At 69.7% G+C, this 25,688-nt stretch carries 22 protein-coding genes; 8 read left to right on the top strand and 14 right to left on the bottom strand.

What is annotated here, in order from left to right; all coding sequences use genetic code 11:
• Positions 1-30: 30 nt before the first annotated feature.
• Positions 31-1,023 carry a phospholipase D-like domain-containing protein gene (locus LE548_RS37625; protein WP_225101541.1) on the bottom strand — a complete coding sequence of 331 codons (993 nt, stop codon included), beginning with the start codon at positions 1,021-1,023 and terminating at the stop codon, positions 31-33.
• 207 nt (positions 1,024-1,230) lie between these two features.
• On the opposite strand from LE548_RS37625, the gene hemB reads away from it, so the two are divergent.
• Positions 1,231-2,223, top strand: coding sequence for a porphobilinogen synthase (hemB, locus tag LE548_RS37620; protein WP_225101540.1), 993 nt, complete (start codon positions 1,231-1,233; stop codon positions 2,221-2,223).
• A gap of 16 nt (positions 2,224-2,239) precedes the next feature.
• On the opposite strand, the gene LE548_RS37615 is transcribed toward hemB, so the two are convergent.
• Positions 2,240-2,980: a DUF4232 domain-containing protein gene (locus LE548_RS37615; RefSeq protein ID WP_225101539.1), complete on the bottom strand. Its 741-nt coding sequence runs from the start codon at positions 2,978-2,980 to the stop codon at positions 2,240-2,242.
• Between the two features lie 183 nt (positions 2,981-3,163).
• On the opposite strand from LE548_RS37615, the gene LE548_RS37610 reads away from it, so the two are divergent.
• Complete coding sequence (locus LE548_RS37610) at positions 3,164-4,591, top strand: helix-turn-helix transcriptional regulator (RefSeq protein ID WP_225101538.1); 1,428 nt, start codon at positions 3,164-3,166, stop codon at positions 4,589-4,591.
• A gap of 92 nt (positions 4,592-4,683) precedes the next feature.
• Positions 4,684-5,910 carry a PLP-dependent aminotransferase family protein gene (locus LE548_RS37605; RefSeq protein ID WP_225101537.1) on the top strand — a complete coding sequence of 409 codons (1,227 nt, stop codon included), beginning with the start codon at positions 4,684-4,686 and terminating at the stop codon, positions 5,908-5,910.
• Positions 5,911-5,950: 40 nt separating this feature from the next.
• Here LE548_RS37605 and LE548_RS37600 read toward each other — a convergent pair whose 3' ends face one another.
• Positions 5,951-6,757, bottom strand: a complete 807-nt coding sequence (locus LE548_RS37600) for a DUF4253 domain-containing protein (RefSeq protein ID WP_225101536.1) — start codon at positions 6,755-6,757, stop codon at positions 5,951-5,953.
• Between the two features lie 141 nt (positions 6,758-6,898).
• Between LE548_RS37600 and LE548_RS37595 the strand changes: the two genes are divergently transcribed.
• A complete protein-coding gene (locus LE548_RS37595; protein ID WP_225101535.1) occupies positions 6,899-8,062 on the top strand; it encodes a hypothetical protein in 1,164 nt (387 codons plus the stop codon).
• Between the two features lie 82 nt (positions 8,063-8,144).
• On the opposite strand, the gene LE548_RS37590 is transcribed toward LE548_RS37595, so the two are convergent.
• The gene (locus LE548_RS37590) at positions 8,145-8,654 is read right to left on the bottom strand and encodes a CGNR zinc finger domain-containing protein (protein ID WP_225101534.1); all 510 of its coding nucleotides are present in this window, start codon (positions 8,652-8,654) and stop codon (positions 8,145-8,147) included.
• Positions 8,655-8,691: 37 nt separating this feature from the next.
• Between LE548_RS37590 and LE548_RS37585 the strand changes: the two genes are divergently transcribed.
• Positions 8,692-9,393, top strand: a complete 702-nt coding sequence (locus LE548_RS37585) for a hypothetical protein (protein WP_225101533.1) — start codon at positions 8,692-8,694, stop codon at positions 9,391-9,393.
• 7 nt (positions 9,394-9,400) lie between these two features.
• On the opposite strand, the gene LE548_RS37580 is transcribed toward LE548_RS37585, so the two are convergent.
• A complete protein-coding gene (locus LE548_RS37580; RefSeq protein WP_225101532.1) occupies positions 9,401-9,790 on the bottom strand; it encodes a VOC family protein in 390 nt (129 codons plus the stop codon).
• 74 nt (positions 9,791-9,864) lie between these two features.
• Between LE548_RS37580 and LE548_RS37575 the strand changes: the two genes are divergently transcribed.
• Positions 9,865-10,827: a YafY family protein gene (locus LE548_RS37575; RefSeq protein ID WP_225101531.1), complete on the top strand. Its 963-nt coding sequence runs from the start codon at positions 9,865-9,867 to the stop codon at positions 10,825-10,827.
• Between the two features lie 6 nt (positions 10,828-10,833).
• Here the strand turns inward: LE548_RS37575 and LE548_RS37570 are convergent, their stop codons facing one another.
• The 6 genes from LE548_RS37570 to argS all read right to left on the bottom strand — a co-directional run bounded on the left by LE548_RS37570 (position 10,834) and on the right by argS (position 18,970).
• On the bottom strand, positions 10,834-12,042 hold the full coding sequence (locus LE548_RS37570; RefSeq protein ID WP_225101530.1) for a HEAT repeat domain-containing protein: 1,209 nt from the start codon (positions 12,040-12,042) through the stop codon (positions 10,834-10,836).
• A 94-nt stretch (positions 12,043-12,136) separates the two neighbouring features.
• Positions 12,137-12,700, bottom strand: a complete 564-nt coding sequence (locus LE548_RS37565; protein WP_225101529.1) for an SUKH-4 family immunity protein — start codon at positions 12,698-12,700, stop codon at positions 12,137-12,139.
• Between the two features lie 40 nt (positions 12,701-12,740).
• Positions 12,741-14,381 carry a nucleic acid/nucleotide deaminase domain-containing protein gene (locus LE548_RS46215; RefSeq protein ID WP_308030983.1) on the bottom strand — a complete coding sequence of 547 codons (1,641 nt, stop codon included), beginning with the start codon at positions 14,379-14,381 and terminating at the stop codon, positions 12,741-12,743.
• Positions 14,382-14,505: 124 nt separating this feature from the next.
• On the bottom strand, positions 14,506-16,215 hold the full coding sequence (locus tag LE548_RS37550) for a hypothetical protein (protein ID WP_225101528.1): 1,710 nt from the start codon (positions 16,213-16,215) through the stop codon (positions 14,506-14,508).
• 26 nt (positions 16,216-16,241) lie between these two features.
• Entirely contained in the window at positions 16,242-17,117 is an 876-nt protein-coding gene (locus LE548_RS37545) for a nucleic acid/nucleotide deaminase domain-containing protein (RefSeq protein ID WP_225101527.1), read from the bottom strand.
• Between the two features lie 74 nt (positions 17,118-17,191).
• Positions 17,192-18,970 carry an arginine--tRNA ligase gene (argS, locus tag LE548_RS37540; protein ID WP_225101526.1) on the bottom strand — a complete coding sequence of 593 codons (1,779 nt, stop codon included), beginning with the start codon at positions 18,968-18,970 and terminating at the stop codon, positions 17,192-17,194.
• 157 nt (positions 18,971-19,127) lie between these two features.
• On the opposite strand from argS, the gene lysS reads away from it, so the two are divergent.
• Positions 19,128-20,873 carry a lysine--tRNA ligase gene (gene lysS / locus LE548_RS37535; RefSeq protein ID WP_225101525.1) on the top strand — a complete coding sequence of 582 codons (1,746 nt, stop codon included), beginning with the start codon at positions 19,128-19,130 and terminating at the stop codon, positions 20,871-20,873.
• 105 nt (positions 20,874-20,978) lie between these two features.
• Here lysS and LE548_RS37530 read toward each other — a convergent pair whose 3' ends face one another.
• From LE548_RS37530 to LE548_RS37520, 3 genes are all read right to left on the bottom strand, one after another.
• A complete protein-coding gene (locus LE548_RS37530; protein WP_225101524.1) occupies positions 20,979-22,226 on the bottom strand; it encodes a DUF2637 domain-containing protein in 1,248 nt (415 codons plus the stop codon).
• A 142-nt stretch (positions 22,227-22,368) separates the two neighbouring features.
• On the bottom strand, positions 22,369-23,268 hold the full coding sequence (locus LE548_RS37525) for a DUF3558 family protein (RefSeq protein ID WP_374116226.1): 900 nt from the start codon (positions 23,266-23,268) through the stop codon (positions 22,369-22,371).
• Positions 23,269-23,390: 122 nt separating this feature from the next.
• Positions 23,391-24,233, bottom strand: a complete 843-nt coding sequence (locus LE548_RS37520) for a DUF3558 domain-containing protein (RefSeq protein ID WP_225101522.1) — start codon at positions 24,231-24,233, stop codon at positions 23,391-23,393.
• A gap of 225 nt (positions 24,234-24,458) precedes the next feature.
• On the opposite strand from LE548_RS37520, the gene LE548_RS37515 reads away from it, so the two are divergent.
• Positions 24,459-25,652, top strand: coding sequence for an RtcB family protein (locus tag LE548_RS37515; protein ID WP_225101521.1), 1,194 nt, complete (start codon positions 24,459-24,461; stop codon positions 25,650-25,652).
• Positions 25,653-25,688: the final 36 nt, after the last annotated feature.

Below are 25,688 nucleotides of genomic sequence, written 5' to 3'. Positions count from 1 at the left end.
CGGCCCCCCCCCCCCCCCCCCCCTCTCCGGTCAGGCCGCCGTGCCGCCCGCGTAGTCGCCGGCGAACGTCGTCTCGATCGTCTGGGCCACCGGCTGGGCCACGCCCGTGCCGGTCAGGATGATGCCCAGCTCCCTGTTGTTGCTCAGGGAGTTGCTGCTGATGTTCATCGAGCCGGCCTCCACCTCCTGGGTGGACAGGCCGTAGTCGGCGACCATCGCCTTGGCGTGGATGTAGAAGCCGTTGGGGTCGGAGTAGCCGACGACCGTGCCGCCGGCGGCCTTGATCTCGGCGACCTCGCTGGAGTAGCTGGAAGGATTCTCCAGGACCACGCGGACCTTCACGCCCGCCTTGGCGCGGGCCACGATCGCGTTGACCACCGTGCTGTCGCTGAACTCCAGCTCCTCCACGTCGAGCGTCTTGGTCGCGGAGTTGATGAAGGACACCAGGCGGTTGCGGGAGTCGGTGGGGGACCACAGGAGGTGGTCGCCGTCGGTGGGGGTGATCGACGTGGCCGTGTAGTCGGCGTTGAAGACCTTTTCGATGGAGGCGACGTCCCGGGTGTCGTCGGTGAAGACCCCGTAGTCCCGGCTGGTCGTGTAGTACTGGGACGTCAGGTTCCCCGTCATGATCAGGGACTTCACGCCGTCGACCGTGATCGTCTTCTGGTGGGTGTAGACGTAGGCGGAGGAGGACCAGACGACGCCTATGCCCGCGTTCGTCAGGGACGTGTACGCCGGGCCGTTGGCGCTCTGGTGCTGGCGGTCGAGGATGACGCGGACCGTCACGCCCTTGTTCTTCAGGGCTATGAGGTCGTTGACGGCGGTCGTGTCCTCCAGCTCGTACATCGTCATGTCGAGCGTGGTGGTGGCCGAGTTGATGAAGTCGTAGACGGCGGGCTGGCTGCCGCTCTGGGAGAAGGCGAACGCGGAGTAGCTCGCGGCGTTCGCGGGGACGGCGGTGGCGACGACGGCGGCGCCGGCGGCCAGGGCGACGCCCGCCCGGCCGAGGACCTTCCACAGCATGCGTGACTCCTGGGGTGAGCTCACGGGAGGGGGTGGCGCGTGCATGACACCACGCGCGTAGAACGCTGGGGAGGCGTGCGGTTCCAGGGACGGCCAGGGGAGCGCAAAAACTTGGTATCAGGGCGCCGCTATGCCCCGGTTGGGGCCTCTTGGCGGCCGACACAGTGTTGGCAAAGGCGGTATCCGGGCGGGCGTAGCGTAGAAGGCATGACGAAGTACGGATCCTTTCCCGGTACGCGTCCCCGGCGGCTGCGGACCTCGCCCGTCATGCGCCGGATGGTCGCCGAGACCCGCCTGCACCCCGCAGACTTCATCCTCCCGGCGTTCATCCGCGAGGGAGTGAGCGAGCCCGTGCCGATCGCCGCCATGCCCGGGGTTGTGCAGCACACCCGCGACAGCCTGAAGAAGGCCGCTGCCGAGGCCGTCGAGGCGGGGATCTCCGGGATCATGCTCTTCGGCGTGCCGGAGGAGTCGAAGAAGGACGCGCTCGGGACGCCGGGCACCGACCCCGACGGGATCCTCCAGGTCGCCATCCGGGACGTACGCGCCGAGGTCGGCGACGACCTGCTCGTCATGTCCGACCTGTGCCTCGACGAGACCACCGACCACGGGCACTGTGGCGTGCTGGACGCCGAGGGCCGGGTCGACAACGACGCCACCCTGGAGCGGTACGCCGAAATGGCCCAGGTGCAGGCCGACGCCGGAGCCCATGTCGTGGGCCCCAGCGGGATGATGGACGGCCAGATCGGCGTCGTCCGCGACGCGCTCGACCAGATCGGCCGCGAGGACGTCGCCATCCTCGCCTACACCGCCAAGTACTCCTCCGCCTTCTACGGCCCCTTCCGCGAGGCCGTCGCCTCCTCGCTGACCGGGGACCGCAAGACGTACCAGCAGGACCCCGCCAACTGGCGCGAGTCGCTGCGCGAGCTGGCCCTCGATCTGGAAGAGGGCGCGGACATGGTCATGGTCAAGCCGGCCGGGCCGTACCTCGACATCCTCGCCCGGGTCGCCGACAGCGTGGACGTGCCGGTCGCCGCCTACCAGATCTCCGGCGAGTACTCGATGATCGAGGCCGCCGCCGAGAAGGGCTGGGTGGACCGGGACCGGGCCATCTTCGAGACCCTCACGGGCATCAAGCGGGCCGGCGCCCGGAACATCCTCACCTACTGGGCGACCGAGGTGGCCCGGAAGCTGCGCTAGTTCCTTGCGGGGCTCATCAGTTGAGGGCGTCTTCCCGGTTCTGCTGCCAGTACGTCACGGTCAGCGAGCTGTCGTAGTAGACGCCCTTCGCCGGCAGGGCCGGGGTCGCGGCGGGGCCGCCGTCGCTGTTCGGCGTGCGGCCCTGGAACATCACCGTCAGTTTGTGGCCGGTCGTCCCGCCCTCGCCGCTGCCGTCGGCGGCCGACAACAGCACGCCCGCGTACCCCGACTCGCCCGGCCGCAGCGTCGTCACCGCCTGCGGCTGGGTGTCCTTCGCCCCCTGCGGCGCCCACTGCATCTCGTCGAAGCGCAGCACCGGGTAGTACGGCAGCAGGCAGGTCCTGCTGCCCGTGTTCGTCACCGTGAGCAGCATGTGGTTCAGGGGGCGGGTGACCGGCTGGGCGGTGACGCGGGTGTTCGCGCCGTTGCAGAGGACGGGTGAGGAGCCGGTACCGGTGCCGGTGCCCGTCGTCCTGCCGGCGCCCGGCCCGGTGGCCGGTCCGTGGGTACGGGCCACGGGCGTGCCGTTCGCCGTCCCACCGCCGGCCGTCCCGCCGCCCGCCGTGGTGCCGGAGGACGTCTGAGTGCCTGTCGACGCCGACGCCGACGCCGACGACGATGACGACGCCGACGGCGACACCGACCGCGCGGCGCCCTCGTCCTTCGTCCCCGTCCCATTGCCACCGCACGCGCTGAGCGCGAGGGCGGCCACCGCGGTGCCGGTGGCGGCGAGCAGACGGATGTGGCGCATTCGCATGGCAAGTCCTCTTTCAGGCTGGGCCAGTTGGCGTGTTTGGATGAGTCACAGCCTGAGCGGGGCCTTGTCCCGGCCGCCAGAGACCACGGCCGATCCGGGACGCTGGAACGCCCGCATAGGCGCTGACCTGCGGAGACATCCCCTTCCTGGAACGCCGGGATGGGACGAGGGGGAGGGGAGACGGTGGCGGACGACACCAGGGAGAGCGCTTTCGCCGAGCTGCTGCGGGAGTTGAAGAACCGCTCCGGACACAGCTACGGCACGCTCGCCAAGCGGCTCCACATGAGTACGTCGACGCTCCACCGCTACTGCAACGGGGACGCCGTACCGACCGACTACGCCCCCGTCGAGCGCTTCGCCCGCCTGTGCAAGGCCACGCCGGAGGAGCTGGTGGAGCTGCACCGGAGGTGGGTGCTGGCGGATGCGGGGCGGGGGAGGAAGGAGCCGGCGGCACGGGAGGAGGCGGTGGCGGTGGCGGTGCCGGCGTCGGAGACGGTGGCTGCCTCGGAGCCGGAGCCGGAGCCGGAGCCGGAGCCGGAGACGGTGCCGGTGGCGGAGCCGGTGCCGGTGGGGGGTGTTCCGGAGCCGGAGGCCGAGTCGGTGTCGAGTGTTCCGGAGCTGGTGCCGCCGGTGTCGGATGTACCCGAGCCCGTGCCGGACGCCCGCATCCGCACCCGCACCTGGCGTCGTACCCGGACCGTCCTCCTCTCCGCCCTCGCTCTCACCGCCGTGCTCGGCAGCGTGGCGCTCGCCCTCACCCTTCCCTCCGGCGGCCCGGAGGCGGACGGAAAGGGCGGGCCGGCCGCCGCGGGATCCGGGTCCGTACGGCAGCACGCGTCGACGGCCGGCGCGGCGCACGGGACGGACCCCAGCCGTTCGCCCTCCTCGTCCTCCTCCCCGTCCGGTACCTCGGCCACGGGCTCCGGGCCGTCGTTCGGCGACCAGCCGAGCGGCGCCGCACGCACCCCCACCGGCGCGGCCGGCGGCACGGACACCGCCGCCGTGCCCCTCGCGGTGACCACGCACCCGTACTCCTGGCCGTCCCCCTGCTCCCAGCACTATCTGATCGACCGGGCACCGGGCGACGTCTCCCCGCCGCCGCTGGAGCAGGACGCGCCCGCCTGGGTGGCCGTGCACCAGGCGGTCTCGGCGGGGGAGCAGTACGTCACGTTCACCGTGCAGGGCACCGGCGCGGACACCGTCGTCCTGGAGGGGCTGTCCGTGCGCATGGCCGGCCGGCGGGCACCGCTCGCCTGGAACGACTACGCCATGGGCTATCCCGGTGTGGGCTGCGGCGGGGGCGTGCCGACGCGGGCCTTCACGGTCGCCCTGGACGCCCTGCGCCCCCAGGTCGTACCGGAGTCCGGGCAGCAGGACTTCCCGTTCAAGGTGAGCCGCGCGGACCCCGAGGTCTTCCATGTCACGGCCGACGCGTCCGCGTACGACGTCAGCTGGTACCTGGAGCTGTCCTGGTCCAGCGGGACCCGGCACGGCACGCTGCTGATCAGCGACAACGGCCGGCCGCTGCGCACCAGTGGGAACAACGGGCGGCCCGCGTACGCCTTCCCGCTGGGCGGCGAGACCTGGAAGCCGGCGGCCGAGGCCAACTGAGGGTCCGGATCGTGGAATTGCCGGTGTAGACGGCAGGCACCTTCTCTAGGGTGGCCGGATCCAGAGCCGAAGAGCCGTAGGAGAGCCGCGCCATGCCCCTCACCGAGCCAGCCCCCGCCCCTGCCCTGACCCGCGCCCCCGTCCCGCCGTTCGCCGCGCGCGCCCGCAGCGTGGGCGGTTCGCCGGTGCGGGACATCCTCGCGGTCACCGCACGCCCCGAGGTGATCAACTTCGCGGGCGGGCTGCCGGCACCGGAACTCTTCGACCGCGAGGGCATAGCGGCGGCCTTCGAGGAGGTCCTGGCGCAGAGCCCGGAGCGGGCGCTGCAGTACTCCACGACGGAGGGCGAGCCGACGCTCCGCGCCGCCCTGGCCGCGCGCGTCACCGGCCGGGGACTGCCCACCGACCCCGACGACCTGCTGATCACCACCGGTTCCCAGCAGGCCCTGTCCCTCCTCGCCACTGCGCTGCTCGAACCCGGTGACACGGTCCTCGTCGAAGACCCCTGTTATCTGGCGGCACTTCAGGTCTTCGGCCTCGCGGGCGCGCGCGTGGTCGCCGTGCCGGGGGATGCGGACGGGGTGGATCCGGCTGCGCTGGAGGAAGCGGTGCGCCGCGAACGCCCGAAGCTGCTCTACCTCGTCCCCACCTTCCAGAACCCCACCGGCCGTACGATGCCCGCGCCGCGCCGGGAGGCGATCGCCGCCGTGGCCGCCCGCGCGGGCCTGTGGATCGTCGAGGACGACCCGTACGGCGAACTCCGCTACGACGGCGAGCACGCCCCCTGGATCGCCTCCCTCCCCGGAGCCGAGGACCGCACGGTCCTGCTCGGCTCCCTCTCCAAGGTCATGGCACCCGGCCTGCGCCTCGGCTGGCTGCGCGCCCCGGCCGGGCTGCGCCGGGCGTGCGCGGTCGCCAAGCAGGCGGCGGACCTGCACACCCCGACGCTCAACCAGCTCGCCGCCGCCCGCTACCTCGACGTCCTGGACGCGCACGTCGCGCGGGTACGGTCGGTCTACGGTGCCCGCCGGGACGCCATGCTGGCGGGCCTGCCCGGCGCCCTGCCGGCCGGCTCGCGGTGGAGCCGGCCCGAGGGCGGGATGTTCCTGTGGGTCCGGCTGCCGGAGTCGTACGACACGGTCGCCCTGCTGCCGCGCGTGGTCGAACAGAACGTGGCGTACGTCCCCGGCGCGCCCTTCTACGCCGGCACCCCCGACCCCGCCACGCTCCGCCTGTGCTTCGTCACCCAGACACCGGAGGAGATCGCGGAGGGGCTGCGGAGGCTGGGGCGGGGACTGGAGCAGGGCCTCGGCGGCTGAGCCCCCGTCCGGGGTCACCCGCACCGGCAGGCCCCGGTGATCAGTCCCACCAGAAGGTCCAGACGGTCTCGCCGAGCAGTGCCTTCGCGTACGTGCGCAGGCTGTCGGAGTTGAAGTTGTCCGGGCAGAACGCGTAGTGCTCCGCCGCCACCGCCTCGGCGTCCTCCTGGGTGGCGGGCGGGGCGGCGACGGACACGACCAGGGTGTCGAAGCCGAGTCCCACCACCCGTATGCCGAAGCGGTCCTCCCAGGAGCGCAGGACCGCGCACAGCCGGGCCACGTCGTTGTCGTGGTTCAGCGGGCCGGTCCAGCCGATCGCCGCCGGGATGTCGGCGGACCGGCGGGCCGGGACCAGGGCGAGGTGCGCCTCCCTGAACCATCGGGACGCGTCGTCCGTCAGCGCGTCCGCCACCTGGGCGGCCCGGGTGTCCGGCTCGGCGGAGAGGTGCGCCCCGGGCGCGAGTCCGGGCCACTCGTCCGCGAACGGTTCGATCTCCTCCCCCGCCCCCTCCTCGGTCCAGTCCTCCCAGTACTCGGCGAGGACGTCCTCGGCGTCGTGATCGCCCGGGTACGACATCAACTGGGGCGACAGCTCCCAGTCCGCGGGCCCGCCCTGGCTGCCGCCGACCTCGACGAGCACCGGCAGCAGACCGACCCGGGCGCCGGGTGCGCCCAGTGCCTTCCAGGTGCCCGGCGCGGCCGGCTTCTCGGCGTGCCACAGCAGGGGTTCGTGCCAGGGGCCGTCGTCCGTCGCGTCGACAAGCCGTCCAGGAGGGAGCTGCAGCCCCAGTGAACGCCCGCTGGGGTCGGTGGCCAGTGTGGGCAGCGGGTTGGGAAGAGTCGCCATGCCTGCGACTGTAGGGGGACCCACTGACAATCCCGTTACCGACGACCGGCACGATGAACCTGTGGCCCGCGTGGCCCCTCTTAAGAGGCGGTGTGGTGACGGGAAGGACGGATACGAGACGTGCGGCTCGGGAATAGCCCGGTGCGGTGGCATATTGTGCTGCTCACGCTGTGGACGGCCGTCTGGTTCGTGGTGGCCGAACGCCACGCGGCCGTGTCGTGGCACTATCTGCGCGAGGGCGAGCAGCTGCTCTTCGGCCAGCGGGGCGGCGGTGGTCTGGCCCTCTACGCCAACCACCCCGAGCTCCAGATCGGTCCCGTCAGCTTCCTGGTGGCCGGACTCTTCGCACCCTTCCCCGCCGCGATGGGCGAGAAACTCGCCGACGCGTTCATGTCGGGCCTCGGCCTGTACATGCTGGTGCTGATCGGCCGGGCGGCAGCGGACTACAACCGGGGCACGGGCCTGAACCACAAACGCCTCCAGCAACGGGTCCTGATCTCCGGGGCGGCCTTCATCCCGATGTGGGTGGAGGTCTCGGTCCGCTTCGCCCACCTCGACGACGTCCTCACCCTGTTCTTCACGACGCTGGCGGTCCGCGCGCTGGTGCGGGGAAACGCGACGGCGGTGGGAGTCTTCCTGGCGCTGGCGGTGGACTCGAAACCCTGGGCCGTGGGCTTCCTGCCCCTGCTGCTGGCCCTGCCCCGCCAGTCCCGGCTGCGCTCGGCGGCCTGGGCCTTCGGCCTGGTGGCGGTGGCCTGGCTGCCCTTCTATCTGACCCACCTGAACACCCTGCACGCGGCTCGCTTCACCATCCCCAACCAGCCGGCGTCCGCCCTGCGCTGGTTCGGCGTGGACGACCCCGCGACCCCGCCGTGGGACCGCCCCGCCCAGATGGCCCTGGGCGTGGCCCTGGGCTCCCTGGCCGTCCGTCGCAACCGCTGGCCGGCAGTGGTGTTCCTGGCGGTCGACGCCCGCATCATGCTGGACCCGAGCGTGTACACGTACTACAACGCCTCGGTCCTCCTCGGCACGCTCCTGTGGGACTCGATCGGCCAACGCCGCCTGGTCCCGTGGGTCAGCTGGATCGCCCTCCTCTCCCTGTACGGCAGCGTTCTGGTGGTCCCGTCGGACTCCACCCGGGGGCTGATCCGGCTGGCCTTCTGCATCGGGTCGGCGGCGTATGTGCTGCTGTGGCCCCAACGAACGCCACGGGGGAGACGGGGCCGACGGTCACGCCACCCGGGCGCGGACGGGGGCGGAGGGAACGAGATGCGGGAGCGGCCGGTGGGAGGGGCTGTTCTCTGACCTCTCTGAAAGCACGGCCCCGCCAAGGGCCGACCCCGGCCAGGGACACCGCTCTTTCGGGCCGCTCGCGTCCGCGGCCCTGTCAGCCCGCGGCCTTGCGGCGGGCGCGGTACGCGGCGACGGTGGTCCGGCTGGCGCAGGCGTTGGAGCAGAACCGTCGGGTGCGGTTGCGGGAGTCGTCGACGTAGAAGCGCCCGCAGTCGACGGCGTGGCAGCGGCCGATCGTCACGGCCGGATCGCCGCAGACGACGTGTGCGAGCGCGGCGGCGCAACTGCGCCCGAGCCAGCTCACGGCATCCTCGCCGTTCGGGGCGAAGTGCAGGTGCGCGGAGCCCTCGCCGTCGTGGTCGTCGACCCGGATGAGCGGCGGGTGCCGTTCCAGCAGGGCGTTGACGGGATCGACCGGCCCGCCCTGGGACGCGGCCTCGACCGCTGCACGCAGTGCGGGCAGGAACGCGTCGAGCCGCTCGGTGCCCGGCTCGGCGATCCGGTGCTGGCGGAACATCTCCTGGCGCAGCTCGCTCGGGACGTCGCCGTTGACCATCTCGACCGCGAGTCGGGTCAGATTCCCGATGTAGTCGACGTAACGCACTTGACCACCTACCTCCCCTGACTGAAGAGTAGGCACCATGAATACTGATGCCGCCTACATGGTGGACCGTGGGCCTGCCGTCGCGCGAATCCTGCACCGTGCGGGCCGGTGGGACGAGGCGTGGGCCGCGCTGCCCGAGGACGCGCTTGCGGAACGGGCCGAGATCCTGGTGGACCGGTACTGGTGGCGGCTGGACGGCGCCGCGGCGGCACAGGACGCGGTCGGCGCGCTCCGGCCGTACGACCCGGTGCTCGCCGGATATCTGGACGCACAAGTCCGCTACACCCGGCTGCTGTTCAACCTGGGCCCGCTCCCCGAGGACCTGCCGCAGGCCCGCGAGGACTTCACCGCCGCGACGGCCGACGCACGGTTGGCCGGCTGGGCCGCGTTCTGGCTCGGGGTGATCGCCGACAACGTCGACGGCGATCCCGGCGCGGCCGGGCCGTCCTACCGGAAGGCGCTGGAGCAGGCCCGGGAACAAGGTGACGCACTGCTGGAGTCCTACGCCGTACGCCACATCGGCGCTCACATGCTGGAGCAGGACCGGGAACAGGGCATCGCCCAGCTCCGCCGGTCCTACCACCTGCGGGCCGCCCTGGGCGCCCGTCCGCAGACGGCGGCAGCGGCCCTCACCCTCGCCGGCGAACTGCCCGCCGGTGCCGAAGCCGACCAGCTCCGCGAGACGGCCGGTCTGACGGCCCGTGAGCTGGGACTGACCTGGCTGCTGCGCTCCCTCTGACTGGGTTTCAGACCAGCGTCGTGATGCAGAACGGATGCCCCGCCGGGTCCAGCAGCACCCGCCACCGCTCCGGCTGCGGCTGGAACTCGGGCTTGATCGCGCCCAGTTCGAGCAACCGCTTCTCGGCGAGGTCCAGGTCGTCCACGCCCAACTCGATGTGCGCCTGCTTCTCCTGCGCCGGGTCCGGCCAGGTCGGCCGGCGGTAGTCGGCGAGGCGGTTGAAGCCGAGGCCGGCGGCGCCCTCCTTGCCGAGCAGGACGAAGTCGTCGGTGGAGAACAGGACCGGGAAGCCGAGCAACTCGCCGTAGAAGCGGGCCATTTCGGCGGGGTCGGCGCAGTCGAAGGTGACGGCGGCGTAGCGGAAGGCGGGGGCGGAAGAGGTGTCGTCCGTGGTCATGGGGAGCACGCTAGGACGTGACCAGGACAGTTCTGGTCCTGGTTACGGCGAACCCTGTGCCAGACTTTCCCACCGTGCTCAGCTCGTCCGCCCGCCTCCTGCGCCTGCTGTCCCTCCTCTCCTCCCGCCCGTCCTGGACCTGCGCCGAACTGGCGGACCGCATGGAGGTCACGGATCGGACGGTCCGCAGGGATGTCGCGAGGCTGCGGGAACTCGGCTACACGGTGGACTCCGAGGCCGGCCCCTGGGGCGGCTACCGCCTGCGCGCCGGCTCCCGCCTGCCCCCGCTGATCCTGGACGACGAGGAGGCGCTGGCCGTGGCGGTGGGGCTGAGCGAGGCGGCGCTGGGCGGGGACCAGGCGGCCCTGTCCGCGATGCTGAAGCTGCGCCAGGTCCTGCCCCGGCGCATCGCGGACCGCCTCGGCGAGCTGGACGACACCTTCGTACGACTCCCGGGCACCGACGCGCCGCAGATCAGCCCCGGCCTGCTGCTGGAACTGGCGGCAGCGTGCCGGAGCGGGGAGCGGGCCCGGCTGTCGTACACGGACGGGGAGGGGCGGGTGACCGTCCGGGACATCGACCCGTACCGCCTGGTCCACACGGGCAGGCGCTGGTACTTCGTCGCGCGGGACGTGGCCCGGGGCCAGTGGCGCACCTTTCGCGCCGACCGCGTCGACCGCCTCCAGCTCACCGGCCACCCGGCGGACCTCACCGACCCCCCGGACCCGGCCCACCTGGTCTCCCGCAACATCGCCAACGGCCCCTACCCGCTGACGGCGACCATCCGCCTCCCCGTCCCCCTCCGGGAAGCCCTCCGCCTCATCCCCGCCACGATCGGCACCCACCATCCCGGCGGCCCGGCCGCGACCACGGTCGACATCGGCGGCCCGGACGCGGACGGCCTGGCCCGCTATCTGCTGGGCTTGGGAACGCCGTTGCGGGTTCTCGGGCCGGACGCCGTACGGCAGGCCCTGGTGCGACGGGCCCGGGAGCTTGCGGTGGAGAATGCGCAGGACGGGGACGAGCCCTCCAGCTAGCCGTTGTCAGATGGCGTATGCCCCCGTGGCCGGTCTTCCGTGCTCTCGTGCGTACGGGGTCAGGGCCACGATCCCGGCTCCGCGCACCGTTGTGGGTGCGCCCAAGCCGAAGGGACTCACGCCTAGTTGGCGTGCCAGGTCAGGCGCGAGGTAGGGGGCGAAGTCCGCCCAGTCCTCCTCGTCGTCCGGTGCAAGGCCCTCCTCGATGCAGGCGGCGCGCTCTTCCGGCAGGGGTGCGCCCAGTGTGTACCGCGCGTCGGCCTCCCCCTGGAAGCCGCCGTAGCGCCGCACCACGTCGCCGTTCTCCGCGACGAGCCAGCCCGAACCGCCGCCCTGTTCACCGAAGTAGTAGGCCTGGGCCTTGCCGTAGCGCCGGCTCAGTTCCGTGACGACGCGCAGCACGTCCTCCGCGCGCTCCTCTTCGACAGGGTTGCACCAGGGACCGAGGACGAGGGTCCACCCGTCGACTTCCGGGGTGACGTACACCCTGCCGTACTCGAAGCCGTCGTGGCTGTCGTGGGCCCCGATGCTGTGCCCCAGCGCGAAGGTGGCTGGCCTCGCCTCGAAGAGGTCAAGAAGTTCCGTGATTCCCTGCTGGTCGCCGCCGGGGACGGCGATCCAGGACGTGAAGCAGACGTCCAGTGGTCGGGCCTGGTCGTCCAGCAGCTTGATGCGGATCAGTCGTTCTACGGCGGCCCGGTCCGCCGTCGACAGAGCCTCCTCGCCGCCGACCGCGGCCAGCACCGACAGCGCGCGAGCCCGCAGCTTGCCGGGACCGTGCCTGCGCACCTGCCGCATCGGCTCCACGACACCCGGCCCCAGCATGCACAGCAGCCAGGTCACGCGCTGGAGAACATCCGGATCCGGGTCGGCGAGCAGCGGAATCAGCGCGCCGATCACCGCGTCGTAGTCCACGTCGGGATTCGGCTTACGGCCGTAGGCGACCGAGCAGGCGGACTGGATGCCGTTGGCGGCGGAGAGCCGTACGGACGCGGACGGATGGTTCAGTGCCTCGATGTAGCGGTCGACCATGCCGAACGACGCGAAGACGCTGCTCAGGCGACGGTGCGGCTCCTCGTCCGATACCGAGGCCACGGCTGCCAGCACCTCGTCATAGGCGTGTTCCGGGAGCCATTTGACCAGCAGCCTTTCTATCTCCCCCGGTGGTACGGGTGACGTCATGTCCAGCAGCTCGTCGATGAGCGGCCGCACCACCGCTGGGCCCTTCACAGCCAGCCTGACCCGCGCCGCCTCCCGTCGGTACGGATCCGCTGCAAGAGCCTTGATCGCCTCTGTGATTCGCACGTTCCTACCAAATGCCGTCGAGGACCTCTTCGAGCACCAGGTTCCACTGGGACTCGTCGTCCTGGAAAGGTAGAGAATCAAATTCGGACATACGGGACCGGAGGCTCTCTACTCGCGATTCCAGTTCGGCGTCCTCGTCCCGTTCGTGCTGCAGGAACTGCAGGAACTGCTGGAACAGGTGTAGGGAGTAGACCAATGACTCGACATCCGCGTGGAGCTCGGTGTAGGAGTCCAGGGGTTCTCCTTCGCCGAATGCGTAGACCCTGCCGGTCTTGGGATCCAATGCAATGAGAGAGGCCGCAAAATAAGCCAGCACGAGCCAGTTTCGGCATTCCGCGGGCAGTGGTCCGTCTTCAGGGCTGAACCACTCGGTCAGGCTGATCGATTCGTCCTGGCCGACGCTGGCCTTGGACTTGAACCAGTTGGTGTGTGGCAGCCCCACCTGGCTGAGAAACAGCGCTGTCCGCTCGTCGAGCAGGTTCTCTGCCGTATCAAACCGAGGGAAGTAGACGACTCCCGTCAGCCCGAATGATTCCAGCACGTCATTCGATGAGACGGCGAAACTCATGTGAATACCTTCCAGATCACGTCAGTTGGGGAACGTCTTTCTATCGTCCGTGATGTAGTCTCAGTTCTTCCATGTAGGCCTTGTGTTCCTTGTCCCGGGTATGGCGTGGAAGTGACTGGTCGTAGCTGTTGTAGTGATGCACTGTCGTGGTGGCACGGAATCGCAGATTCAACCAGCGGTCGCAACTGGGCTTCTTTTGGCACGGCTCACGCTCGGTGAACACCTCTTTGAGCCCGGACTGGGTCTTCCTGTGCAGCAGTGGATACCCGATGGAACGCTCAGAATGCATACCGTCCTCGCTGTATCCGACGAGGATGCTCGTACCTCGGCCTTCGGGGTCAATATACCGGCCCGCGGCATAGTTGTTTCCGTCGTAGTCGTTCCTGGCGTACCGGGCAAGCTGCGTTGCCTGGCCGAGCTCATCGGTATACGGGTCGACCTTTGTCGAATGCACCTTCCCTGTATGAGAGTTCGGTACCTTCGTCTCATCCTGGTCTCGTCGGGTCTGCGGACGCCAGGCCCGCCCGTTGGCATCGAGAACCCCGTGCAGCCGGTGCCGGTCTGTGCTGTCGAGAGGATGGAGGTTGCCGTCGGAATGGAGACGCTGCACACTGCCGTCAGTGTGCAGCAGGTAGGTGCGGACGTCTTTGGCCTGCTCTCCTACCTCGTGGTCGATGTCCTTGTGGAGTTGCGAGACCGCCTTCGCGCGCTTCGGGACCGTCTCCGCAAGGTGTGTGCTGACCTTCTTGAGAGCCTGCTCGCAGCCTTCCAGCGCCCCGTGCAGCATCGAGTCGAAGGTCTGGGTGAAGGGATCCTTGCCCCTGTTGCGGCCGAACAGGCTCCTGGCGCGGCCCAGCGGGGCCGCGCTGTTCCGGTGGAGTTCGCTGCCGTGGAAGGAGAGCTTGCCGGCGCCGCTTTCGAACTCGTCGTGGTCGATGTGGAGGTCACCTCCAGCGCCCGAAACACCAGACGCCGAGGCCAGTTCCATGCCGCCGTTCCCGGCTCCCGCCGAGGCCAGCTGCATGCCGCTATGGTGTCCGTGACCGTGCCCGTGGTCGGCGCCGCCACTACCACCGCTGCCCGCGCCGGTCGGGGCAGGCGGCAGGGTGAACGCATCCTCCGCCAGGTTCAGGACCGCGTCCTGGATCATCGCCTCCAGCTTGGCGTTGACCGGCTCCGTGACCTTGGCCATCAGTTCGTTCACGATCTGGTTGGCCGCGTCGTCGATGATTCGTTTCACCAGCTGCCGCATGGCGGTGATCTCGGCCGCGCCGAGGAGTGCGGACAGGCCTCCGGTGATGAAGGCCGCGCCGAGCGAGAGGCCCACCGAGCCTGCCATGACGGCGAGTTCGGCCTCGGCCTTCGTCTTCATGCCGAAGATGACGTCCGCGATCACGTCCAGGGCGTCGGCGAACAGGCGGGCCAGCTCCGGGATCTTGTCCAGGTGGCCGGCCTTGACCTGGTTCCAGTGGGTCTGCATGGAGTGGACCGCCCAGCCGTGCGAGGAGGCGAGGATGGCCTCCACCGTCTTGTGCGCGTCGGCTCCGTGGCCCTCGAACTTGTCGGCGAACTCCCGCATGGCGTCGGCCATGTGGCGGTAGTCGTCCTCGTCGACGTTCGGGAAGTGGATGCCGATGTAGTCCACGACTTGATCCGGCCAACCCGGAATCGTGTAGCCCATCCCCCGTGACACCCCTCGTTCTCGTGATCATCGCACGAGTGTGAAAACCATAACGGGGGTTGAGAGTTGGCAGGCAAGGATGACTGACGGGTCTATGGCATGACTGTGACAACCACAGCCGTCTTCAGACGGGACGCAGACACACCAGCATCTCGTCCGTGCCGACAAGAAGCGCGCCGGTGCCGGTCAACGCCAGCGAGTGCACCGGGGCTCCGGGCCAGTAGGTGCGGACCGTGCCGTCCTCGTCCAGGGTGTGGTGTTCGACCAGGCCATCCGCCCACCCGACGGCCAGCACCGGCGCACCGCCTGCGCCTGTGGCCCCGGCCGCCGCCAGCGCCGTCACCGGGTACGGCCGTGACCGGACGGGGGAGGCGAGCGGCTCGGCGCCCGGGCCCCATGCCCGTACCGTCCCGTCGTAGCCGCCGCTGTAGACCAGTGGGATGCCCGGTCCGTCCTCGGGTACGGTGAGGCGCAGGGCTGCCACACCTGTGACCTCTCCCTCGTGCAGCCGGACCGTGAAAGACCTTGGCTCCGCTTCGACCTCTGCGTCGACTTGCGAGTCGCCTTCCGTGAAGGCGTGTACTCGACCTGCCCCGTCACCGACGGCAAGCAATTGTTCACAGGCCGCCAATGCCGTGACCTGACCGTCCAGTTGAGCTCGCGCGGCCTGTGCCAGCCGCTCCAGAGGCGTCGGCCCGTCGTCCAGCAGTGCCGACAGGCCTGTGGGCCTCGGTGCGGTGGGGTTGCGCCCTGTGTCCAGCCGGCCCTGTGCGTCCAGGACGATTACGTCGCCCCCGTGCGTGGCGGCGACAGCGCGCGCCTGTCGCACCGGCTCCGGCAGCCTGCCGACCGGCGCGGCGTCCCTCGCATCCACCAGGCGGACCGTGCCTTGGTGATCAGCCACGAGCAGATGCCCACGAGCGCACGCGAGCGCATGCGCCGGTCCCGGCCACGGTGGTCGCACATCGCCGCGGACCCTGCTCCAGACAACCTGCCACGCCGCGCTCTCGGCCAGCGCAGAGATCGCCTGCGGCAGCCTCGGGTCGGCCCCGTCGCCCAGCGCCGCCAGGAGTACGACGGCCCGGTCCGCGGGCGTCTGCTCACGGGTCAGGGACACCCCTGCTCGCAACCAGGCCGTCCGCAGACCGCCATGAGCCTCGTCCGAGCGTTCGTACAGGCGAGTCACCTGCCACGGGTCCGCGGCGCAGACAGCGGCGGGGTCGTACAAGTCGACGGCCGACAGCTCTGGCAGGGCTCCGTCATCCTCCGGTTCCGCCGGCCCGCGGGAGTCCTGCTCCCTGGCCCACACCGCGTACCGCTCCGGGTCGGTCCACTGCCTCTCGTCGAGGTCCATTACTGCGGGACGCGTGGCCAGGAGGCCACCTGCCACATCACTGTCGCCACGCAGTTCCACAATGAGTCGGACGTGCCCCAACTGGACGAGACGAAGGACAAGTTCCGCGACCGTGTCGGGATCGTCGGCCGAGTGCAGGTCCGGCAGCACGATCACCGTACGGCGTCCGTCGGCTGCGAGGGCGGTCACCAGATCCCCCGGGGTCCGTGCGGCGATTGCCAACTGCTGCGCCAGGGTCCAGGTGGCCGTGAGGGCGCTTTCCCCTGCCATCGGGACAAAGCCGTGCACCCGGCTTTCCGGCAGCGTCCCCTCCCGCGTCCCGTGCCCGATCAACCACGCCAGCAGCGTCGATTTGCCGCACCCCTCGCCCCCGGTCACCACACACAGGCGCGGGGCGTCCGGGTCGGCCAGCCAGGACAGCAGCGCGGCGGCGGCCGGTTCGCGGCCCGCTGCCGGGCGGGACCACTTCGGCTCGGGCACGGCAGACTCCCCCTTCCGTGACGACGTCACCGGCCCCCTGCCTGCTGGGCCGCGTGCGTGATGAGCTCCTTCAGGCCCTCTTCCCGCGACTCCGCCGTGTCGCCGTAGTCGAAGCTGTGCGTGAACTCCGCGTGCGGGAAGGTGGCCTGGAGCCATACGGCGCAGTAGTGGCCCGGCATCATGCAGGGCTCCAGCTCGCAGTAGACGCGGCGTACCTGCTCCGGGGAGATCCCTTGCGCGTGCAGGCGCTGCCAGATCAGTTCCTCGGGGTGCGGGCGGCCGGGGCCCGTCGCGTCGGTGACGATCTGCTTGGCGCCCGTCGCGTCGACGTACTCGAAGGCCGACGAGAAGGGGAAGTTGAGGGTGTGCCGTACGTCGTCCAGGACCCTCGGCCACCAGCTCTCGCGGTCCTCGAAGGCGGCGGCGTCGATCTGCCGCAGCTCGGCGTTGAGCTCACGGAACGCGGCCGCCGCCACCGGGAGGCTGGTCGAGGCGGCGATCACCGGCAGCCGGCGGTCCAGTGCGGCCAGCGAGGCGGTGAAGGCGGGGAGGTCCGAGCTGACGAACATGTCGTCCTCGCCGACCCCCAGGAAGACCGCCTGTACCGCTCCGTCGGGCCGTACGCACAGGTGGGCCAGCGGGTCCGTGCCGATGCGCAGCCAGGTTTCCTGGCCCGCGGGCACGGGCAGGCCGTGGTGGCCGGCCGTCATGCCCAGCGTCGGTCCGTCCGTCTCCGCCGCCGCCGTGAAGTACGGCGTCACATGCAGCGGGACCCCGGTGTGCGCCAGTGCCTCGCGGGCCATGTCGGGCAGCTGGACGCCGTAGGAGGCCGGCACCGTGAAGCGGCGCATGCCGGCCGCGCCGAAATGGGCCGTGGACGGGTCGGGGACTCGCTCGGACATCGGGCTCCCTCAGAGTCTGTTCAGGCCTGCAAGGACAGGACTGCTCCACAGACTCTAAGGGAGCCTCTCAGAGGTCAGAGCTTCTCAGGCGTCCTGATGCCCAGCAGGGCCATGCCCTGGTGCAGGGTGCGGGCCGTGACGTCGCACAGGAAGAGGCGGTTCTCCACCTGCTCCGGCGTCTCGGCCTTCAGGACCGGGCACTTGTCGTAGAAGGTCGTGTAGAGGGACGCCAGCTGGTAGAGGTACGCCGCCAGCTTGTGCGGGGCGTACTCCTGCGCCGCTTCCGCGACCGACTCCGCGAACGCGTCCGCGTGCAGGCCCAGGGCGCGCTCCGCCGGCGCCAGCTCCAGCTCCGGGTGCGCGACGGGGCGGACCTCGCCGGCCTTGCGGAGGATGGACCGGATACGGGCGTAGGCGTACTGGAGGTACACGCTCGTGTCGCCGTTCAGCGAGACCATCTGGTCCAGGTCGAACTTGTAGTCCCGGTTCGCCGACGTCGACAGGTCCGCGTACTTCACCGCGCCGATGCCCACCTGGGCGCCCCGCTCGGCGATCTCCTCCTCGGACAGGTCCTGGGCCTTCTCCCGGACCACGGCCGAGGCACGGTCGATCGCCTCGTCCAGCAGGTCGACCAGGCGGACCGTCTCGCCCTCACGCGTCTTGAACGGCTTGCCGTCCTTGCCGAGGACCGTGCCGAAGGCCAGCTGGAAGGCGGTGACGTCCTCGTTCAGCCAGCCGGCCCGGCGCGCCGTCTCGAAGACCATCTTGAAGTGCAGGGCCTGGCGGGCGTCCACCACGTAGACGAGCGTGTTCGCCTTGAGGCCGAAGACACGGTCGCGGATGGCCGAGAGGTCGGTCGCCGCGTAGCCGTAGCCGCCGTCCGACTTCTGCACGATCAGCGGGACCAGGCTGCCGTCCGGGCCCTTGATGTCGTCGAAGAAGACACACAGGGCGCCCTCCGAGCGGACGGCCACACCCGACTCCTCCAGGAGGCGGCAGGTCTCGGCCAGCATGTCGTTGTAGCCCGACTCGCCGACGATGTCCGGGTCCTGGATCTCCATGTCCAGCTTCTCGAAGACGGAGAAGAAGTAGATCTTCGACTCGTCGACGAACTTCTGCCACGTGGCCAGGGTCTGCGGGTCGCCCGCCTGGAGGTCCACCACACGGCGGCGGGCCCGCGTCTTGAACTCCTCGTCCGCGTCGAACTTCTTCCGCGCCGCCTTGTAGAGGCGGTCCAGGTTCGACATCGCCTCCTCACCGGACGCGGCCGTGTCCTCGGCGGACGCCTTGTGGTCCAGCTCGTGCGGGTGCTCCTCCAGGTACTGGATGAGCATGCCGAACTGGGTGCCCCAGTCGCCGATGTGGTGACGGCGGATCACGTTCTCGCCGGTGAACTCCAGGAGCTGGACCACCGAGTCGCCGATCACCGCGGAGCGCAGATGGCCTACGTGCATCTCCTTCGCCACGTTCGGCTGCGCGTAGTCGACCACCGTCGTACCCGGCTCGGCCGCGACCGGCACGCCGAGGCGGCCCGTCTCGTCCGCGTACCGCGCGGCCAGGTTCCCGGTGATCGCCCGGTCCGCGATCGTGATGTTCAGGAAGCCGGGGCCGGAGACCTCGACGTCCTCGATCAGCTCGTCACCCGTCACCACCTGAGCGACGACCTGCGTCGCCAGCTCCCGCGGGTTCGCCTTCGCCTTCTTGGCCAGGGCCAGGATCCCGTTGGCCTGGAAGTCGGCCCGGTCGCTTCGTCGCAGCAGCGGGTCCGCGCCGGCAGCCTCCGGCAGGGTGGCCGAGAGGGCGGACGCGAGGCGCTGCTGGACGGAATCGCTGAGGGACGTGACCGAGGCCATAGGAATGGGTGCCGTTCTCCTCGTGGGGATGGATAGACCCAGCCAGTATCCCATGGTGGGTAAAGCGGTTTTCGCGGGCGCGATCCGGTCTGTGAGAATGAGGTGTCACCCCGATCAGATGGAGTGCCTCCCCGTTCCAGGTTCCAGAAAGAAGGACGTGCCGATCGTGGCTCAGAGCAGCACCGAGACCGCCGACTGGGTCTCCCGTTTCGCGGATGACGTCATCGAGGAGTCGGAGCGCCGGGCCCCGGGTAAACCCGTCGTCGTCGCGTCCGGACTCTCCCCCTCCGGACCCATCCACCTGGGCAATCTCCGTGAGGTCATGACCCCGCACCTGGTCGCGGACGAGATCCGCCGCCGCGGGTACAAGGTCCGGCACCTGATCTCCTGGGACGACTACGACCGCTACAGGAAGGTGCCGAAGGGCATCGCCGGGGTCGACGAGGAGGCCTGGGCCGAACACATCGGCAAGCCGCTGACCTCCGTCCCGGCGCCGAAGGGGTCGCCGTACCCGAACTGGGCCGAGCACTTCAAGGCCGCCATGATCGCCTCGCTCGCCGAGCTGGGCGTCGAGTTCGACGGGATCAGCCAGACCGCGCAGTACACCTCCGGTGTCTACCGCGAGCAGATCCTGCACGCCATGAAGCACCGAGGCGACATCGACGCGGTCCTCGCCCAGTACCGCACCAAGAAGGCCCCGAAGAAGCAGCAGCAGAAGGCCGTCGACGAGGCCGAGCTGGAGGCCGAGGAGGGCTCCGGCGCGGCGAGCGAGGACGACGGCTCGTCCGGCTCCGCCGGCTACTTCCCGTACAAGCCGTACTGCGGCAACTGCGAGAAGGACCTGACGACCGTCACCTCCTACGACGACGACACCACCGAGCTCACCTACACCTGCACCGCGTGCGGCTTCTCCGAGACCGTCCGGCTCAGCGAGTTCAACCGCGGCAAGCTGGTCTGGAAGGTCGACTGGCCGATGCGCTGGGCGTACGAAGGAGTGATCTTCGAGCCCAGCGGCGTCGACCACTCGTCTCCCGGGTCGTCCTTCCAGGTCGGCGGGCAGATCGTCGGAATCTTCGGCGGCAAGCAGCCGATCGGCCCCATGTACGCCTTCGTCGGCATCTCCGGCATGGCGAAGATGTCGTCGTCCCGCGGCGGCGTGCCCACCCCCGCCGACGCGCTGAAGATCATGGAGCCGCAGATCCTGCGCTGGCTCTACGCCCGCCGCAGGCCCAACCAGTCCTTCAAGATCGCCTTCGACCAGGAGATCCAGCGGCTCTACGACGAGTGGGACAAGCTGGCCGGGAAGGTCGCGGACGGGTCCGCGCTTCCCGCCGACGTCGCCGCCTACACACGCGCCGTCGGCACCGCCGTCGGCGAGCTGCCGAAGACGACGCGCCCGCTGCCGTACCGCACCCTCGCCTCCGTCGCCGACATCACCGCCGGACACGAGGACCAGGCACTGCGCATCCTCTCCGAGCTCGACCCGGAGCAGCCGCTGGCCTCACTGGCCGAAGCCCGGCCGCGCTACGACAAGGCCGAGGCCTGGATCAACACCCACGTCCCGGCGGACCAGCGGACCATCGTCCGGGACGAGCCCGACGCCGAACTGCTGAAGTCCCTCGACGAGGCCTCCCAGCAGTCCGTACGCCTGCTGCTCGACGGACTCGCCGAGCACTGGTCGCTCGACGGACTGACCCACCTCGTCTACGGCGTGCCCAAGGTGCAGGCCGGCTTCCCCGCCGACGCCACGCCCAAGGAACTCCCGCCGGAGATCAAGACCGCCCAGCGCACCTTCTTCGCCCTGCTCTACCACCTGCTCGTCGGACGGGACACCGGGCCACGCCTGCCCACCCTGCTCCTCGCCGTCGGACAGGAGCGAGTGCGGCGCCTGCTCGGCGAGTAAGACCGCGGAAGTAATCGCGTAAGGAAAGAGGGGGCCCTCCGAAAGCGAGGGCCCCCTCTTTCCTATGCCTTCCTGCGTTCCTATGGCGTTCCCATGCGATTTTTCTTAGGCGATGTGGTCTTCCTGCAACTCCGCCGTGTGACGGTTGGTGAAGCGGTTGACCATGCGCTGGGCATCGTTCAGCGGAAGCACGATGCCGAAGGTCGCCTCGATGTCGTCCTTGAGCTGGGCAGCGGTCGGATAGCTGCCGTCGATCGACTTACGGAACACCTGGTAGAAGTCCTCCTCGGCCGGCTCCAGCCCCGGAGTGCCGCCGCCCTCGCCCAGCTCGCGGGTGCGGTTCGGACCCACCGGAATGGGGAAACTGCCGGTCTCCTCCGGGGACGGCTGCTGGAAGTCCTCCGGCTGCTGCTCCTCGTACCACCCCTCGTACTCCTCCTCCGGGACGTACTGAGGTTCCTGGGGCGGGTCATAGGTGGGGTCGTAGCCGCCGTGGTACTCGATCTGCTGCTGAGCCTGGAACCAAGGGCTCTGCTCATCCACAGCCACCGGAGGTTCAGGGGTTTCCAGCCGCCCGGGGTGGTGGCCGGGCAGCTCGGGGCGCTGCTCGCCAGGAGGCGCCGCCTGCACCGGGACGGGCGCCGCCCCAACGGCACGACCGTCCACAACGGCGGCAGGTATCAGCGTCGGCTCGATCCCCGCCGCCGCCAGACCCGCCGGAGCCGTGTCCGACAAGGGCACGCCGTAACGCGCCAGACGCAGCGGCATCAGAGACTCCACCGGAGCCTTCCTACGCCACGCGCGGCCGAAGCGGGAGTGCAGGCGGGCCTGGTAGACGAGACGTTCCTGCTCCAGCTTGATCACCTGGTCATAGGAGCGCAGCTCCCACAACTTCATCCGGCGCCACAACAGGAACGTCGGCACCGGAGAGAGCAGCCAGCGCGTGAGGCGGACACCCTCCATGTGCTTGTCCGCCGTGATGTCCGCGATCCGGCCGACCGCGTGCCGAGCCGCCTCGACCGCGACCACGAACAGGATCGGAATCACCGCATGCATGCCCACACCCAGCGGGTCCGGCCAGGCAGCGGCACCGTTGAACGCGATCGTCGCCGCCGTGAGCAGCCAGGCCGTCTGCCTCAGCAGCGGAAAGGGAATACGGATCCAGGTCAGCAGCAGGTCCAGGGACAGCAGCACACAGATGCCTGCGTCGATGCCCACCGGGAACACGTACGAGAAGTTCCCGAAACCCTTCTTGATGGCCAGCTCACGAACGGCCGCGTACGAGCCGGCGAAGCCGATACCGGCGATGATCAAGGCGCCGGTCACGACCACGCCGATGAGTACGCGGTGCATCCGAGTCAGCTGCGGTGGCGCGGCCACTCGTACTCCCCTCCCATTGCCTGATGTTGCGCGCAACAGGGTGGCACACGCATACGGCGAACGTGGCACCGGTCGGAAGTTCGCCGATGCCACGCCCACCGGAACGGCACCGGGATCAGCCCTTGCCGCTCGCCGACTTGGACGGAGAAGCGCTGGAAGAAGGGGACCCGGACGCCGCCTTGGACGGAGAACCGGAAGGCGCGGAAGACGACGACGAACCCGCCCCCGAACCCGACCCCGACGCGTTGCCGTTGGCGGCGGAGACCGCGGCGACCGCCTCCTTGACCGCCTTCTCCGCCGACTGAGTCAGCTCGTCCGCGTCCGGAGTCTGGTCACCCGCGAGGCCCGCACCGTTGTAGTCCAGCGTCACGACCACGTTCTCGACCCGGGCCACCACCGTCTGCTGCTTGAAGAGCCCTTCCTTCTTCTGCAGGTCGTAGCGCACCGCCGTCGCCTCCGAACCCACGCCGGACAGCGGCACCTCCTTGCTGTTCTTCGCCCCGCCCACCGCCTCGGCGTCCTTCACCTGCCGCGCGAAGTACGTGTGCGCCTGCGCCTCACCGGTGCCACGCGTGGAGTCCGAGTCGAAACGCAACAACGAGACGTTCAGCCAGCGGAACTGCGAACCCTTCACACCATTGTTGTCCAGACTGCTCCAGGAACAGGAGGCACGGGACGACGGGTCGTCCGAACTGCCCTTCTTGCCCGAAGTGCCCTTCGGCACCAGATCGGAGAGGGTGTTCTTCGACAGCACCCCGCACGCATCAGGAAGCTTCTGATACGCCGCCGCCTGCACGGTCGGGGACGCACTCGACGACGACGACGCGCCCGATCCGCCCGCGGACGCCTGCGCACTGCTGCCGCCACCCTTGCTCTTGGAGTCGCCCGAGTCCGACGAACAGGCGGCGGTGATCAGCATCGCGGGAACGGCTGCCGCGCAGACAAGCACACGGCTCAGGCGCTTGCCACGCCTTACTTCCTGGGCACGGTCGTCTCGCTGGGCTGCTCGCTGCATGGTTCCTTCACTACGCTCGGTATTCGTGCGGGTTCCTGCGGGCCCACGGTACGCGGTGAAGGAGCTGTGCGGTTTCCGTTCGCGTTCTTCGCGAACAGGGCGGCGCCGAGCCGCTGCGGACGTCAGCCGCCCAGCGAGTCATCCAGCTTGGCGGCCAGATTACGGGCCCTGTCCTGCATTTCCTTGCTGTCCGGGACCGTTCCCGTCGCCGTCGGCTGCTCCTCGTACTCGATGGTGACGAGGACGTTGGACGTGCGGAACACCACAGTCACCGTCCGCTGTTCGGCCGTCGAACCGGACGCGGCAAGCTGGTCGTCCAGATACGCGTCGTCACCGAGATCGGTCAGCACGCGCGGCTGCAGATCGGCGGAAGAGGAAGGGGAGCCGCTCGGCGAGCCCGACGGGGAACCCGAGGGAGAGCCCGACGGGGAACCGGAAGGAGAACCTGACGGAGAGCCCGAAGGGGAACCACTGGACGACGGCGCGGACGGAGACCCGGTCGCAGACCCGCTCGGCGCCGGCAGATCGGCCGCCGCCTCCTTGTCCGCGAACAGCTTCTTCGCCTGGTCGTCGTCGCTGACGCTGTTGTCGTACGACACCACGCGCTCGAAGTCGATCGACAGACGGTCGGTGGCGTCGTCGGAATCGACCTTCCAGCGGCAGCCGACCTTGCGATCGGTGTCGTACGTCAGCTCCGCGTCGCCCTGGTAGGCCTTGTCCCGCTGGCCGGGATCGGCGAGTTGCCTGATACCGGGCAGCAGTGTGTCGAGGGTGTCGTGGGTGACCGCGCCACACGGTTCGGGCAGCGTGCGGTACTTGCCCGGCTGAGCGGCGGCCGCCGTCGTACCGGCGTCGCCCGGGTTGGCGTTGTCCGTCGAGCCGTCACCGCCGGAGCCGCTCGTGCAGCCGGCCAGCAGCGCCGCGAGGAGGGCGGCGGTGCCGGGTACGTACGCCTTCCGCTGCACGGACGGGCTCCTCTCGGGTGGGTCTGCGCTCGCTCGGTGCTCCAGTGTCCCCGCTGGTTAATCGCTTGCCGCAGCGGGGCGTCCCCTGGAGACAATGTGTATCGCACGCACTGCGGTGGACGCCGGTCCCGTGTCCCTTTTCGCCACCCCTGGCGCTGTTTTGCGCTTTGTCGTGTTTGTTGCTTCTAAGTCTTTTGTTGTCGTAACCGGGGGAACGAGGAACGTATGTCGTACGTGGAGATGCCGGGCGCGAAGGTACCGATCCGGATGTGGACGGACCCCGCGACGGTCGAGGACGTGGCCCTGCGCCAGCTGCAGAACGTGGCGACCCTGCCCTGGATCAAGGGCCTCGCCGTCATGCCGGACGTGCACTACGGCAAGGGCGCGACGGTCGGCTCGGTCATCGCGATGCAGGGTGCCGTGTGCCCGGCGGCGGTCGGGGTGGACATCGGCTGCGGGATGTCGGCGGTGAAGACGTCGCTCACGGCCAATGACTTGCCGGGGGACCTGTCGCGGCTGCGGTCGAAGATCGAGCAGGCGATTCCGGTGGGGCGGGGGATGCATGAGGATCCGGTGGAGCCGGGGGATTTTCATGGGCTGGCCACCGCGGGGTGGGATGACTTCTGGGGGCGGTTCGACCAGGTCGCCGATGCTGTGAAGTTCCGGCGGGAGCGGGCGACTTTGCAGATGGGAACACTCGGAGCCGGGAATCACTTTGCAGAACTCTGCATAGATATGCAGGATGGAGTGTGGCTCATGCTGCACTCCGGCTCCCGGAACATCGGCAAGGAACTTGCCGAGCACCACATCGGCGTGGCCCAGAAGCTCCCGCACAACCAGGGCCTGGTCGACCGGGACTTGGCGGTCTTCGTCTCGGACACCCCGCAGATGGCGGCCTACCGTAACGATCTGTTCTGGGCGCAGGAGTATGCCAAGTACAACCGCACGCTGATGATGGCGCTCCTGAAGGACGTGATCCGCAAGGAGTTCAAGAAGGCCAAGCCGACCTTCGAGCCGGAGATCTCCTGCCACCACAACTACGTGGCGGAGGAGCGGTACGAGGGCATGGACCTGCTCGTCACCCGCAAGGGAGCGATCCGGGCCGGCTCGGGCGAGTACGGGATCATCCCGGGCTCGATGGGCACGGGGTCGTACATCGTGAAGGGTCTCGGCAACGAGAAGGCCTTTAACTCGGCGTCGCACGGCGCGGGTCGGAAGATGAGCCGGAACGCGGCGAAGAGGCGCTTCACGACGAAGGACCTGGAGGACCAGACCCGGGGCGTGGAGTGCCGCAAGGACTCCGGCGTCGTGGACGAGATCCCGGGCGCCTACAAGTCCATCGACCAGGTCATCGACCAGCAGCGGGACTTGGTGCAGGTCGTGGCCAAACTGAAGCAGGTCGTCTGTGTGAAGGGCTGACGCGAGGAGGCCCCGGCTACTCGGCCGGGGCCCCTC

Source organism: Streptomyces sp. CoH27 (assembly GCF_020181035.1).
Taxonomy (GTDB): domain Bacteria; phylum Actinomycetota; class Actinomycetes; order Streptomycetales; family Streptomycetaceae; genus Streptomyces; species Streptomyces camelliae.
The sequence above is the reverse complement of the archived record's forward strand: the minus strand, read 5'-3'. Positions and strand labels throughout refer to the sequence as shown.

What these genes read in the sequence shown, in the direction of transcription:
- LE548_RS37600 (WP_225101536.1), bottom strand. Translation starts at nt 6,757, where the DNA reads ATGGCGACTCTTCCCAACCCGCTGCCCACACTGGCCACCGACCCCAGC.
- LE548_RS37625 (WP_225101541.1), bottom strand. Translation starts at nt 1,023, where the DNA reads ATGCTGTGGAAGGTCCTCGGCCGGGCGGGCGTCGCCCTGGCCGCCGGC.
- LE548_RS37515 (WP_225101521.1), top strand. Translation starts at nt 24,459, where the DNA reads ATGTCGTACGTGGAGATGCCGGGCGCGAAGGTACCGATCCGGATGTGG.
- LE548_RS37530 (WP_225101524.1), bottom strand. Translation starts at nt 22,226, where the DNA reads ATGCACCGCGTACTCATCGGCGTGGTCGTGACCGGCGCCTTGATCATC.
- argS (WP_225101526.1), bottom strand. Translation starts at nt 18,970, where the DNA reads ATGGCCTCGGTCACGTCCCTCAGCGATTCCGTCCAGCAGCGCCTCGCG.
- LE548_RS37585 (WP_225101533.1), top strand. Translation starts at nt 8,692, where the DNA reads ATGAATACTGATGCCGCCTACATGGTGGACCGTGGGCCTGCCGTCGCG.
- LE548_RS37565 (WP_225101529.1), bottom strand. Translation starts at nt 12,700, where the DNA reads ATGAGTTTCGCCGTCTCATCGAATGACGTGCTGGAATCATTCGGGCTG.
- LE548_RS37615 (WP_225101539.1), bottom strand. Translation starts at nt 2,980, where the DNA reads ATGCGAATGCGCCACATCCGTCTGCTCGCCGCCACCGGCACCGCGGTG.
- hemB (WP_225101540.1), top strand. Translation starts at nt 1,231, where the DNA reads ATGACGAAGTACGGATCCTTTCCCGGTACGCGTCCCCGGCGGCTGCGG.
- LE548_RS37525 (WP_374116226.1), bottom strand. Translation starts at nt 23,268, where the DNA reads ATGCAGCGAGCAGCCCAGCGAGACGACCGTGCCCAGGAAGTAAGGCGT.
- LE548_RS37580 (WP_225101532.1), bottom strand. Translation starts at nt 9,790, where the DNA reads ATGACCACGGACGACACCTCTTCCGCCCCCGCCTTCCGCTACGCCGCC.
- LE548_RS46215 (WP_308030983.1), bottom strand. Translation starts at nt 14,381, where the DNA reads ATGGGCTACACGATTCCGGGTTGGCCGGATCAAGTCGTGGACTACATC.
- LE548_RS37605 (WP_225101537.1), top strand. Translation starts at nt 4,684, where the DNA reads ATGCCCCTCACCGAGCCAGCCCCCGCCCCTGCCCTGACCCGCGCCCCC.
- LE548_RS37545 (WP_225101527.1), bottom strand. Translation starts at nt 17,117, where the DNA reads ATGTCCGAGCGAGTCCCCGACCCGTCCACGGCCCATTTCGGCGCGGCC.